This window comes from Elusimicrobiota bacterium (genome assembly GCA_041660925.1).
In the GTDB taxonomy this organism is placed as follows: domain Bacteria; phylum Elusimicrobiota; class Elusimicrobia; order UBA1565; family UBA1565; genus JBAZUV01.
In genome coordinates, this window is record JBAZVI010000004.1 from 166,793 (window position 1) to 179,130 (window position 12,338).

General features: G+C 70.2%; 10 protein-coding genes. 3 read left to right on the forward strand and 7 right to left on the reverse strand.

Annotation, left to right across the window (positions count from 1 at the left end; translation table 11 throughout):
- Positions 1-47: 47 nt before the first annotated feature.
- The gene (locus WC969_07190; GenBank protein ID MFA6029620.1) at positions 48-1,751 is read right to left on the reverse strand and encodes a nucleoside hydrolase; all 1,704 of its coding nucleotides are present in this window, start codon (positions 1,749-1,751) and stop codon (positions 48-50) included.
- 92 nt (positions 1,752-1,843) lie between these two features.
- Positions 1,844-3,013: a hypothetical protein gene (locus tag WC969_07195; GenBank protein MFA6029621.1), complete on the reverse strand. Its 1,170-nt coding sequence runs from the start codon at positions 3,011-3,013 to the stop codon at positions 1,844-1,846.
- A 62-nt stretch (positions 3,014-3,075) separates the two neighbouring features.
- On the opposite strand from WC969_07195, the gene WC969_07200 reads away from it, so the two are divergent.
- Positions 3,076-4,530 (forward strand): hypothetical protein, encoded by a 1,455-nt coding sequence (locus WC969_07200; GenBank protein MFA6029622.1) that lies wholly within the window; start codon positions 3,076-3,078, stop codon positions 4,528-4,530.
- Between the two features lie 87 nt (positions 4,531-4,617).
- Here WC969_07200 and thpR read toward each other — a convergent pair whose 3' ends face one another.
- The 4 genes from thpR to hutI all read right to left on the reverse strand — a co-directional run bounded on the left by thpR (position 4,618) and on the right by hutI (position 8,033).
- Complete coding sequence (gene thpR / locus WC969_07205; GenBank protein MFA6029623.1) at positions 4,618-5,160, reverse strand: RNA 2',3'-cyclic phosphodiesterase; 543 nt, start codon at positions 5,158-5,160, stop codon at positions 4,618-4,620.
- Between the two features lie 8 nt (positions 5,161-5,168).
- Positions 5,169-5,984: a class I SAM-dependent methyltransferase gene (locus WC969_07210; GenBank protein MFA6029624.1), complete on the reverse strand. Its 816-nt coding sequence runs from the start codon at positions 5,982-5,984 to the stop codon at positions 5,169-5,171.
- The gene (locus WC969_07215) at positions 5,981-6,676 is read right to left on the reverse strand and encodes an HAD family hydrolase (protein MFA6029625.1); all 696 of its coding nucleotides are present in this window, start codon (positions 6,674-6,676) and stop codon (positions 5,981-5,983) included. Before WC969_07215 ends, WC969_07210 begins: the two co-directional genes overlap by 4 nt.
- A gap of 97 nt (positions 6,677-6,773) precedes the next feature.
- On the reverse strand, positions 6,774-8,033 hold the full coding sequence (gene hutI / locus WC969_07220) for an imidazolonepropionase (protein ID MFA6029626.1): 1,260 nt from the start codon (positions 8,031-8,033) through the stop codon (positions 6,774-6,776).
- Positions 8,034-8,092: 59 nt separating this feature from the next.
- Here hutI and WC969_07225 point away from each other — a divergent pair, with 59 nt between their 5' ends.
- The gene (locus WC969_07225) at positions 8,093-9,367 is read left to right on the forward strand and encodes an ATP-binding protein (protein ID MFA6029627.1); all 1,275 of its coding nucleotides are present in this window, start codon (positions 8,093-8,095) and stop codon (positions 9,365-9,367) included.
- Complete coding sequence (locus WC969_07230) at positions 9,364-10,917, forward strand: hypothetical protein (protein MFA6029628.1); 1,554 nt, start codon at positions 9,364-9,366, stop codon at positions 10,915-10,917. Before WC969_07225 ends, WC969_07230 begins: the two co-directional genes overlap by 4 nt.
- Before the next feature lie 87 nt (positions 10,918-11,004).
- On the opposite strand, the gene WC969_07235 is transcribed toward WC969_07230, so the two are convergent.
- Entirely contained in the window at positions 11,005-12,255 is a 1,251-nt protein-coding gene (locus WC969_07235) for an aminotransferase class III-fold pyridoxal phosphate-dependent enzyme (protein ID MFA6029629.1), read from the reverse strand.
- Positions 12,256-12,338: the final 83 nt, after the last annotated feature.

The following is a 12,338-nucleotide window of genomic DNA, read 5'->3' on the forward strand; positions in this document are numbered from 1 at the left end:
GCGAGGGGCCCGCGAAAGCGGGCCCCTCCTTTTCCTCCCCAGGAAGCTCAGCGCAGCGTCGTCTTGAGCAGCGCCAGGAACCGCTCGAAGTCGAGCCCGGTGAGGACGGTCACCGGGGCCTCGCCCTCGCCGACCGCGGCCTTGTCCTTGACCGTCATCGCGCCGTAGCGCGGCCCGAACTCGGTGACCACGTCCAGGTACAGCGGCTCGGAGCGCGTGACGACGGCGGGGTCCACCAGGTAGGCCGAAGCGAGCGCGTCCCAGATGTAGCGCGTCGCCTTCGGGTTCGTCAGGAACTTCGGGTAGTGGTTGCCCAGGTCGTCCTTGAGCAGCTCGGAGAGCGGCGTCCCCGCGGAGACGAGCTCGTCGAAGCGGGCGCGGTCGATGAGGGCCTGGTTGGTCAGGTCGAGGCCGATCATCACCTTCTCGCGGATGGGAGCGGCGAGCACGAGCTTCGCGGCCTCCGGGTCGAACCAGATGTTGAACTCCGCGTCGGGGGTCGTGTTCCCGGGGACGCGCACGTTCCCGCCCATGAACACGAGGCGCTCGATCTTCTTCGCCAGTCCGGGCTCGCGCTGCAGCGCCAGCGCCAGGTTCGTCATCGGCCCGATGGCGAAAAAGGTCACCGGCTCGGGGGAGCTCGCGAGCGTGCGGACGATGTAGTCCACGGCCTTCGCGCGCCTGGGCTCGATGCCGGAGAACTTCCCCCCCGAAGGGGGGTTCAGCTTCCCGGGGACGGGCGCGGGCCGGCCGAAGGCGCCCATGAAGCCGAGCTTCCACTTCTCCTTCATCTCCCTGGCCATCTCGACGGTGTTGCGCAGAGGATGGTCGGCGCCCAGATAGAAGGGAAGGTCCGGACGGCCGAGGAGTCCGGCCACGTGGGTCATGTACACCGCGCCCTGCAGCGGCGCGTAGTTGCCCGCGACGAGGGTCACGCCGTCGACGGCGTAGCGGGGGTCTTTGAGCAGCATCGCCAGCGCCACCCCGTCGTCGGCGAAGAACGCCGAGTCGGTGTCGAAGATCAGGCGCTGTGCGGGCTCCCGGACGTCGCCGGTCGCGACGCTGCGCCGGACCTTCGCCAGGTCGGTCTGGTAGGCGGGACTGGCCGTCAGCCGCCGGTAGAACTCATCGGCGAGGGTCTTCCCCCCGGCGATGTCGGACGGGTAGTGGACGCCCCCCACGACGCGGTCGAGGGCCGCGGCATCGGCGCGCTCGAAGTAGCGCTCGCGCCGAGCGGGAACGAGGTCCGCCAGGATATGGGCGAACACGCGCGCGATCATCGCATGCCCGCTCGGATACGAATCCTCGGGCTCCCGCTTGACGCAGGGCTCCAGGTCGCCGGCGCGCTTGTAGGGGCGCTTGTGATGGAAGCGCTTCTTGAGCACGCTCGAAGAGCGCGCGGCGTCCGAGCGCACGCGCCAGAAGAACGAGCGTACCTCCGGCTTCAGCGGAAGGGCGAAGGGGCCCGCGGCGCCGATGAGGTGCTCGTAGTCGGGCGGGACCTCGTGAGCCGCCCGCGCGCAGTCGGAGGGGGTGCGCTTGGCCTGCGCCTCACGCACCGCGGCCAGGTCGGCGATGTCGGCCGCCGAACCGTCTTCCGGCGGGGCGGCGAAGTCGGCGGAGGTGAAGGCCGCGAAATCGACGTACTGCGGGACCTCGGACCAGAACCCTGAGCCGGCTTTCGGGGCATGGGAGCAGCCCGCGACGAGGACGCAGGAGGCGAGGCCGGCCAGCAGGGTCTTCGTGGTCATGGCGTTTCCTGGAGCGCCGAGGCTCCGTTGAGAACCAACCGGGATATTAGGGCTTAAGACGCTGAAAATCAACCGAAGGGACCGAGAGGCACTCATCTCCACGCCGGCGCAGGCGCTTGGACCTCCGGCGCGCCGGTCCAATGCCCGGGGTTCTCCCTTCGATCGCGGGCCTCCAGAACGGACAGACCGTTCCAGTCCGTCTGCTTGACCGTCGGAGCGATCGATGCGGCCGGGACGACCGGAGCAGGGGTGGTCTTCGGCCGTCTCGCGCGCAGCTCGGCGATCCGGCGTCCGAGGGCGGCGAGGTCGGCGTCGAGCGTCTTCATGTAAGGGCTTGCGGCCGTCGCGACCATCCCCGCGATGAACGCACGGCCGTCCTTCCCGTTCAAGAAGGCGGCGACCTCCTTCAGGTGCGGCTCGGCCGCGTCGAGCAGAGCGCTGCGGCCGGGCAGGGTCTCGCGGGTCAACTCGTCGAGCGACGCCCGCAGGTCCCCGAAGGTCTCCGGGGCCGCGCGGTGGACTTTCTCGAAATGTTCGATCTTCCAGCGCCAGACCAGCGCTTCCCGGCGTCGCCCGCTCACGGACAGGCGGCGGCGCGCCAGCTCCTTCTGTCGGGCGGCGATCGCGGCACGCGGGTCGCGGGCCTCCTCCAGGGTGAACTCGATGCGGGCCGGGGAATCCGTGAACAGCACCTCGGCGGCGTAAGCGGACGGACTCACCGCGAGCGCGTCGAGGCGCGCCTCGTCCTCGATCGGCTCTCCGATTTCGAGCGCCGCGGCGGCGCCGACCGCGAGCGAGAACGCCTCGTTGTCGATCGTATGTCCCAGGTCCAACCCGAGCCGGGCGGCTTCCCGCAGGAGGACCCCGTGCCCGTACAGTTCGTGGGCGAGGGTCTCGAAGAAAGCGCGATGGGAGCCGATGAGCGCCTCGTTGATCTCCACGCGGGCCGGCTCGTGGTCGACGTCGGTGTGGCCGTGGCTGCCGGAGAAGGACTTCGTGGAGGTGTCGAGCTTCGCGAAAGCCACGACGATCGCCCCCTGCTTCCGACGCCGTGCCTCCATGCGCCGGACGGTCGCCGAGCGCTGCAGCCGCCCCAGCGCGGCCTCCAGCCGGGAGCGCTCCGAGGAACGCCCGCGGTCGTCGATCGAGACGCCCGGAAGGGTCTTCGACGGGAGGGTCTCGGCGGTCGAGGTCGCCGTCCAGAGGGCGACGCCGAGCAGGGCGAGTCCCAGGACGCGGTTCCGGAGGGGAGCGCTCCTCACCTGCCTATTGTATCCTTGCGGGACGAAAGAGAGAACGCGGATTTTGTGCTACCCTCTTGCCCATGGGAACGCAGAAAGAGGCCTTGAACCGGGCCCAAAGGCTTCCGATCGCCGTTTTCTTCGCCGCCGCTCTCCTGTATCTGTCCATCCCGTCGGCGAGGTACAACTTCGACGGAGTCGCCTGCTCCATCGCCGTGGAGCTGGGGGACATGCGCCACCTTTTCCACGGCAACCATCTGCTCTACGGCTTCTTGAGCTACCTGTGGTTCACGCTCTGGCGCTTGCTCGGCTACGCCGGTCCCGCGCTCCAGGCCCTTCAGGTCATGAATTCGGGGTTGGGCGCGGCCGGGGTCGCGGCGTTCTCGCTTCTGCTGCTGCGCTGCGGGTTCAATCCCGTCTCGGCGGCGCTGGGAGCGGCGGGCCTCATGGTCTCGCAGATCTACTGGGCATGGTCGCTCGAGGCGCAGGTCTATCCTCTGGGCGCCGTCTTCCTGTTCCTGGCCGCGGCCGAAGCCGTTCGGGAGGAGCCCTCGCCGGAACGCGTCGGGTTGTTCCACGCCTTCGCGATCCTCGGCCACGTCGGGCATCTCATGTTCCTGCCGGCCGGACTCTATCTGGTACGGGACCGGAGGAGGTGCCTGCGCTACGTCGCGGTACTCGGCGCGACGACCGCCGCGGCCTATGCCTTCTGCGGGATCGTGTGGATGCGGCCCCGCTCCTTCGAGGAGCTGAGGGTCTGGCTGCTGGGCAGTTCGGTCCTGACCCTCGATCGGAGCTTCAGCTGGCATGGGGGCTACTCCCTGCCGGGGCTCAAGCTCTGGCTGAACCTCTCCCGGACGATCCTCGGGGGAGGACCGATCGCCGGGACGCTCCTCGCGGCCCTCGCGGCGGCGGGTGCCGCGGCGTCCTGGAGGAGCCGTCCGCGGCCGACGCGCGCCTGCCTGCTGTGGCTGGCGGGCTACGCGGTCCTGTACTTGTCCTGGGAGCCGGGGACCTTCGTCTACCGCATCACCGACCTGCTTCCCGTCTGGCTGCTCATCCTTGCGGCCTTCGAAGCCCTCCCCTGGAGGCCGTCCTGGAAGAACATCGGATTGGCGGCGATCGTGGCGGCGCTGGGTCTCAACAATCTCTTCACGGATGCCCTCCCGAACGGCGACCCGCTCCGCAACGCGTCCCTCCAACGGGCCCTCTGGCTCGGACGGACGACGCCGGAAGGCGCCTGGATCGTCGTCGACAACAACGACCAGGTGTATGTCCCCTATTTCGCGCACCGCAATCCCTTGAATCTGCGCTACTACACGGCCCGCAAGGAACTGCTCCGGACGCGTCTGAACGAACTGGGCGCGCAGGGCGCTCCGGTGTTCGTGGTGCCCGAGACGCTTTCGCCGGAGTGGCGTGAGTGGTTCGCGGCGCAGCGCCTCGAGGGGAAGGGACGCTTCCAGGGCTGGAGCTTGTCCCAGGTCCGCGCGGCCGTTGAGGGGAGCGCGCGTCCCATCGTACGCAGAAAAGGGAACTGACCGGCGCGGAGATCCTGCCTCCCCGCGGAAAGGACCTCGCGATTCTGTACGGAGGCTCCCCCTACCCCCTTCCCGCAGGAAGGGGAGCTAAGGACTAAGAAGTCCTAATGGCGCCTCGCACAAAATCTCGTAAGCGTGCCCGAAGGGGGCGGGCTTGCTCGCGTAGAGGCTCAGCTTCGTCACCGGGCGGCGCAGGTCCAGGACGGGCTCGGCCTTGAGGGCCGCGACGAACTCGGGCGGAGCGGAGGCGTGGCGGTTGCGGCCGAGCGTCAGGTGCGGAGCGTACGGCCGCGGCTCATCGCGACCGACGAGCGCGGCGACCCCCTCCATCGGGGAGAGCCCTTCGCTCAGCCCGAGCCACACGACCCGCGCCTCTTCGAAGGAGTCGAACGCGCCCACGCCGCCGTAGACGATCTCGAAGGGGGCCGTCGCGGCGGCGGCGCGCGTCATCAGGTCCTGGATCTCCGGCAGCCGCTCCTCGGGCGTCGGCCCGAACCAGCGCAGGGTCATGTGCATGTCGCGCGGGTCCACCCAGCGGAAGCTCCCGCCGGCGCGGCGCAGGCGCGCGACGGCCGCGGCCGCCGCCGTCTTCACCTCGTCGTCCGCCGCGACCGCGATGAATAGCCGCATGCGAAAGACTAGGCAGTCCTCTTGTAAGCCAGAGCGAATATCCGTCTTCGTCTTCCCACGGGGGCCCGGGGCTCGAGCAGGCCGCCCAGCAGGCGCACCCGCGCGAAGCCCGCGCGGCGCAGCTCGCGCGCGAGGCGCGCGCGGTCGTACATGCGCGTGAAGACCTCTCCGCCGTGGACGCGACCGACCGAGCGTTCCCGCGAGGAAGTGCCGCCTCCACCCGCCGTCGGAAGGCGGCCGCCGAGGCGAAGGAAGACGAACTCCCCCAGGATGGCCGGGTCGCCGCCTTTGCGGAGCCGGCGGCCCTCCAGCAGGTAGAAGGCGGGGAAGCGATGCCAGGTCTGCGCAAGGAAGTCCCGGCGGCGGAAGCCCGCGTCGAAGAGCTCGAGCGCCAGGACGCCGCCCGGCTTGAGGGCCTTCAGGACCCCGCGCAGGGCGCGGCGGTCGTCCTCGACGTCCGGGAAGTAGCCGAAGCTCGTCCAGAGGTTCACGACCGCGTCGAACTCCCCCTCGAAGGGAAGCTTGCGCATGTCGCCGTGCACGAACAGCGGGCGCAAGGCCTTCGGGAGACGCGAAGCCTTGCTCCGCGCGCGGGCGAGATAGGGCCGGGACTGGTCGAGGCCCGTGACCCGCAGGCCCGCGCGCGCGAGGGGAAGGCTGTGCCGGCCGGCGCCGCAGCAGAGGTCGAGCACGCGGGCGCCGCGCGGCAGGCGCAGGCGCCGCCGCAGTTCCAGGACCTCGGCGCGAGTGGAGCGGGAGTCCGTGAGCTCCTCGATGGGATAGACCGAGGGCGTGAAGAAGCCCTTCCACCAGTCCCGCTTCACGGGCGCGGCCCCAGGCCGAACCACGAGAGCCAGCGCTTCGTGTCCCGGAAGTCGCGCGAGAGATGGTCGGGCTTCGAAGCCTTCAAGTCTTTCCACGGGGAGAAGCCGGTGCCCACGGCGACCGTGCGGTAGCCCGCCTTGCGCCCGGCCGCCACGTCGAGCGGGGTGTCGCCGATGACGAAGACGTCCTCGCGCCGCACCTTCGCGCCGGACATCCGCTCGGCGCGTCGGACCGCCTTGCGCAGGAGCGCAGGCCGGCTCATCGCGTCGGAGCCGAAGCCGCCGAAGGGGAAATAGTCGTTGAAGCCGGAGGGCTCGAGCTTGATGCGGGCTCCCTTCTCCATGTTGCCGGTGCCCAGGCCGAGCAGGACGCCGGGGACGCGGTGGAGGCGGCGCAGGAGGGCGCGCACGCCCGGCGGGACGTGATAGGTCCCGGTGCGCCAGGAGCGGCGCACGTAGGCGGGCAGGAGGCGGAGATATTCGCGGTGCAGGCGCTCCACCTGCCGCGGCGTCGGAACCGCCCCGGCCACGCGGACGGCCTCCCGGAAGTTCCAGAGGTCGGTGCGGCCGGCCAGCGAGAGTTCGCTGACGGCGTCGCGGCGTCCGTAGAGGTTGAAGACGGCCTCGTTGAGGGCCTTGCGGCCGGAGCCGCCCGCGCGCACGAGCGTCCCGTCGATGTCGAAAAGGAGCACTTTGACCGTACGTCCCCCCGTGCTCCTTTTCGACATCGTATAGATAAATTTTTTCTTAACCCCCGGGCAGGATCTTGCGCTCGAAGGACGCTTCATGTCAGAGCGCAAGATTCTGCCCATGCACGACGGCGCCGCGCTTGAAGACGGTGCCGGCGAGGTTCGCGCCGAACCAGTAGGGGATCTCCCGGTAGTCTTTGCAGTCGAGGAGGAGGAAGTCGGCCGCCTTCCCCGCCTCGAGGGAGCCGTGCGTCTTCCCCAGCCCCAGCGCGTGCGCGGCGTTGACCGTCGCGGCGCAGAGGACCTCCTCCGCGGTCATCTTCATCCGGCTCACCGCGATGGAGAGGATCTCCTGGAGGTTCCAGCAGGGGCAGGTGCCGGGGTTGAAGTCGGTGGCGAGGGCGACCGGGACTCCCGCGTCGATGATCTTCCGGGCCGGCGGGAACTCGCTGAGCCCCAGGAAGTGGTTGGAGCCCGGCACGAGGCAGGCGACGACCCCGGCTTCCTTCAGGGCCGCGAGGTCGGCGTCGTCGACGCGGTCGAGGTGGTCGGCCGAGAGGGCCCCCAGCCGGGCGGCCAGCAGGGCGCCGCCGGAGTGCTTGAACTGCTCGGCGTGCACGCGCGGCGCGAGGCCCGCGGCCTTGCAGGCGGAGAGGAAGCGCTCCGTGAGCTTCGCGTCGAAGTAGCCCTCCTCGCAGAAGGCGTCGGCGAAGCGGGCGAGCCCCTCCTTCGTCACGGCGGGCAGGACCGTCGCGATCAGATGATCCACGTACTCCGCGGCCCGCCCCGCGTACTCGGGCGGCACGGCGTGGGCGCCGAGGAAGGTCGCGTGCATCTCGAGCGGGGAGCCGGCGGCCGCCGCCTTGATCGCGCGCAGCATCTTGAGCTCGGAGTCGAGGTCGAGGCCGTAGCCGCTCTTGGCCTCGATGGTCGTGGTCCCGCACTCGAGGAAGCGCTGGGCCCGCTCGAAGAGGCCTCGCGCGAGCGTCTCCACGTCGGTCCCGCGCACGCCGCGCACGCTCGAGACGATGCCCCCGCCCGCGGCGGCGATCTCCGCGTAGCTCTTGCCCTGCGAGCGGAGCTCGTAGTCGCGCAGTCGCGGCTCGGCGAAGACCGGGTGGGTGTGGCAGTCGATGAAGCCGGGGAGGACGACGCGGCCGCTCCCGTCGAGGATGCGGGCCTTGTCGGCGTCCGGGTGGCGCTGGACGAGCTCGCGCAGCCCGACGGCGAGGATCTTCCCGTCCTCCCAGAGCAGGGCCCCCCCGCGCACGAGTCCGACGCTGCGCATCTCGGCGCCGCGTCGGGGCGCGTCGGGACCGGAGAAGGTGAGCAGGTCGGCGTTGAGCAGGAGCTTCTTCATGGCGAGAGATTATCGGATTTCGGGAGCCCGGGGAAGTCCGTTTTTCTTATAATGAGGCGATGGCTCGGGACAACGACGCACCGTCGCGGCCGCTCGTCCTGGTGGTCTATTCCCAGGCCCCCGACCTCCCCTTCATCGCGCAGATCCTCGAGAAAGAGGGCTACCCCGCCGACACCGCCCAGGGCCTCGCCGCGGCCAAGCGCCTGCTCGCCAAGGGCGCCTACGCCGTGGTCCTCATCGACACCCAGCTGCCCGGTTCCGAGGCCCTGCAGGTCTTCCGCGAGTCCCAGCTCAAGGACCCCCACTCGGTCGCGGTCGCCCTGGTCCCCCTCTCCACCCTCGAAGGCTCCGTGGCGGCGCTGCGCCAGGGCTTCTACGACGCGCTCGTCATCCCCTGCCCGCCCGAGATGCTCGCCGCCTGCGTCGAGCGGGCCGTCGAGCGCTGGGAGCTCAACCGCCGCACCCTCGAGAGCGGCCACGAGGTCGACGCCCTGCGCCGCGACCTCGACCTGCGCGTCGTGGAAGCCACCCACGAGATCCAGCGCGTCAACGAGCGGCTCAACCGCCGACTGACGCGGCAGAACGAGGAGCTCGCCCAGCAGACCCGCTTCATGGAGGACATGGTCCACGAGCTCAAGAACCCGCTCTCCGTCGTCTCGGGCTACTCGAGCTTCCTCCTGCGCCGCCCCATGGAGGAGTGGACCTCGCAGGACCTCACGCGCGCGCTGGAGAGCATCCACCGCAACGCCGACCACCTGCGCGACCTCATCGAGGAGCTCCTCGACTCGACCCGGCTCGCCGGACGCAAGATCCAGCTGCACCCCGAGACATTCCCCGCCTCCGAGGCCGTGCGCGAGACCGTCGAGGGGCTCAAGGTCCAGGCCGCCGAGAAGGGCCTCGGGCTCGAGATGGACGTCCCCGACACGCTCGCGGCCGTCTACGCCGACCGCAACCGCCTGCGCCAGATCCTCATCAACCTCATCGGCAACGCCCTCAAGTTCACCCCCAAGGGCGGGCGGGTCACGGTCTCGGCGAAGCCCGAGGAAGGAGAGGTCTGCTTCTCCGTCGCCGACACCGGCAAGGGCATCGCGAAGAAGGACCTCGAGCGCATCTTCGAGCGCTTCTACCAGGTCCAGGAGACGCGGGCCACCCACAAGGGGCTCGGCCTCGGTCTGAGCATCGTGCGCGGCCTCGTGGACCTGCACGGCGGCCGCATCTGGGCCGAGAGCGCTCCCGGCAAGGGCGCGCGCTTCTGCTTCACCCTCCCCTCCACCCTCACCGTCCCCGGCTCGACCGACGAACTGGCCGAAGAGAGCGCCGCGAACCCGTCGTGACGCGTCCGCGCGCCTGGCTCTCGGCAGGACTCCTCGTCGCGGCCCTCCTCGGGGCCTGGGCGGCCTTCCCGGGCACCGGCTTCTACCAGGACGACTGGTACACGCTGGAGGTCTCCACCCGTCCGGCCACCGCCCGCGAGGCCGTCGGTTGGTACGCCGAGCGCGGCTGGCACTGGCGCCGGCCGGGGCAGATCCTGGTCCTTCCGCTGAGCCATCGCCTCGTCCTGGGGAGACCGCGCCTGGCCGCCGGCATCCTGGCGGGCCTCTCGGCGCTGGAAGCGCTCATGTTCTTCGGTCTGCTGCGCCGCATGACGGGCCGCCCCGGAGCCGCCCTGGCCGCGACGGCGTTCCTCCTCCTCTATCCCGGACGCCCTTCGTTCAACATATGGTTCGCCGACATCCTCCAGACGGCCGCCCATCCGATGGTCCTCGGCGGACTCTGGCTCTACCGGGACTGGCTCGACTCGCGCCGGACCGCGCGCCTGCTCCTCGGCCTGCTCCTCTTCCTGGCCGCGGGACTCTGCTACGAGGCGGCCTTCTTCCTGCCGGCGCTCCTCCTCGCCGACCCGGCGGTGCTGCCGTGGTCCGGAGACCCGAAGGCCCGCCTGCGGCGCGCGGCGGCGGCGCTCGGACCTCTGCTGCCGTGCGCCCTCGCCCTGCTGGTCTGGAACCAGTTCCTGGTGGCGCGCGTCTTTCCCGCCGCGGCCCGGCCGGCGAGTCTGGCCCTTCTCCCGGCGCTCAAAAGCCTCCGCATCGCCCTGGAATGCGTCAGCCTCCGCGTCCTGCACGACTGCGCGCGGGCGCTCGGCCCCGCCGCGCGCGGCTTTTCCGCGTGGCACTGGCCGCTCGCGGCGCTCTGCGCGCTGCTCACGGCACGCCTCGTCGGCTCCGGCCTCGAAGAGCAGGAAGCGCCTCTGCCCCGGGGCTGGTGGTTCGGGGTCGGAGCGGTGTTCCTGGGCGGCTACCTGCCCTACGCCTTCTCCGGGGGCTACGAGCCGGTCATGCACGGCATCATGAGCCGGACCAACGCCGCGGGAGCGTGGGTGTTCGGCATGGCCGCCGCCGGAGCGCTCTGCGCCTGGCCGCCGTCGCGGTCGAAGGGAAGGGTCTGGGCCGTGGGCGCGGCCGCGGCCCTTCTGCTGTGCGCGCAATGGACGGAGCGGCTGGACTGGGTCCGTTCCTGGAAGCTCCAGGAGCGCGTGCTCGAGGACGTCCGCTCCTGGTCGTCGTCCGTCCCGGGTCCGGCCACGATCGTGCTCTCCGCGTCGCTCTACGCGGGACGGGTCGTGGCCTTCGACGCCCCCTACGACTTCGACTCCGCCCTGCACCTGGCCCTGGGAAGGCCCGACCTCCGGGGCGCCGTCTATTCGTGGCGCCTGAGGTTCCTGCCGGAGCGCGCCGAGGAGGCGCCCGCCGGGACCGCGGACAAGGAATACGCCTATGCGCGCATGTATCTCTACGACGTGCGCAGCCGCGAGTTCCTCCGCCTGAAGGGTCCCCCGGACGCCTCCTGGCTCAAGGCCCACCCCGAACGGCTCGTCGCGCTCTGAGCGCGGCCCTCCCCCTCGCTCCCCCCTTTCGCAAACGAGCCGCCCGGCGGGTCTCCCCGCCGGGCGGCTCTTCGCGCGCGTCGGCGTCTACTTCAGGATGTTCCGCTTCGTCTCCTCGAACGCCTCGGCGATCATGTCGGCCGCGAAGTCGAGGTCCTTCTCCGTGTGGCGATAGGCGATGTAGCCGTGGTGGAAGGGCTGGAGGAAGACGCCGCGCCGGATGAGCTGGGTGTAGAACTCCGGGCGCAGCTTCTTGTAGAGCCCCTTCTCGTCGCGGTCGAAGGTGATGAAGGGCATCCAGGGCGCGCCGCTGAAGGTGCAGGCGACGCCGCTGTCCGCGCAGACCTTCGAGACCTTCTTCGCGAAGGCGTGGCCCCGCTGGGCGATGGCGTCGAGGACCTTCTCCTTCTTGAGGAAGTCGATGGTGGCCAGCGCGGCGACCTGGGCCAGGCTGTTGGGGAAGAAGGTCGAGCTCAGGAAGGCCTTCTGCTGGAGCACGTCGAGGATGTCGGCGCGCCCGACCACGGCGCTGATCTCGTAGCCGTTGGCCATGGCCTTGCCGAACACCGACATGTGCGGCGTGACGCCGAACGCCTTCTGGGCGCCGCCCAGGTCCACGCGGAAGCCGCTGCGGATCTCGTCGAAGATGAGGACCGCTCCGTGCTTCTCGGCGAGCGCTTTGAGGCCCTCGAGGTAGCCGGGCTTCGGGAGCTCGACCTCGTGGGCGAGGGGGTGGCCGACGGGGGTCACGATGATGGCGGCGACCTCGGAGCCGTGCTTCTTCATCAGGTCCTCGACCTGAGGGAGGTCGTTGTAGTGGAACTCCGTGACGTCCTCGTAGAACTTCGCCGGGATGCCGCCCTTCACCTCGACGCACCAGTCGTGCCAGCCGTGGTAGCCGCAGCGCAGGACCTTCACGCGGTCGGTGAAGGCGCGCGCGACGCGGATCGCGGTCGTCGTGGCGTCGGAGCCGGTCTTCACGAGGACGACCTTCTCGCAGGAGGGGATGAGCTCGCGCAGCGTCTTCGCGAGGGTGTTCTGGGACTCCTGCACCAGCGACATGCAGAAGCCCTTCTCCCGGATCTGGGCGATGACGGCGTCGTCGATCGCCTTCTCGCGGTGCCCGACGATGATCGGGCCGTAGGCGCAGAGCATGTCCAGATACTCGTTGCCGTCGGCGTCGACGACCCTGCCGCCCTGGGCGCTCTCGAAGAAGATGGGGTACTCGCCGGGGACGAAGTTGTAGGGGCGGCGGATGCCCATCATGCCGCCGGGGATGAGCTCCTGCGCCTCCTTGTAGAGCGCCTCCGAGCGAGTCAGCTTGAGTTTCTTGGTCATCTTCGTCTCCTCTGTCATCGACATTTCTCAAATCTCCTCCCCCTCTCCCGTCACACGGGAGAGGGGGCTTGGGGGGTGAGGGG

Coding starts and splice junctions, on each gene's coding strand:
- thpR (MFA6029623.1), bottom strand. CDS start 5,160: ATGCGGCTATTCATCGCGGTCGCGGCGGACGACGAGGTGAAGACGGCG.
- WC969_07225 (MFA6029627.1), top strand. CDS start 8,093: ATGGCTCGGGACAACGACGCACCGTCGCGGCCGCTCGTCCTGGTGGTC.
- WC969_07200 (MFA6029622.1), top strand. CDS start 3,076: ATGGGAACGCAGAAAGAGGCCTTGAACCGGGCCCAAAGGCTTCCGATC.
- WC969_07190 (MFA6029620.1), bottom strand. CDS start 1,751: ATGACCACGAAGACCCTGCTGGCCGGCCTCGCCTCCTGCGTCCTCGTC.
- hutI (MFA6029626.1), bottom strand. CDS start 8,033: ATGAAGAAGCTCCTGCTCAACGCCGACCTGCTCACCTTCTCCGGTCCC.
- WC969_07235 (MFA6029629.1), bottom strand. CDS start 12,255: ATGACCAAGAAACTCAAGCTGACTCGCTCGGAGGCGCTCTACAAGGAG.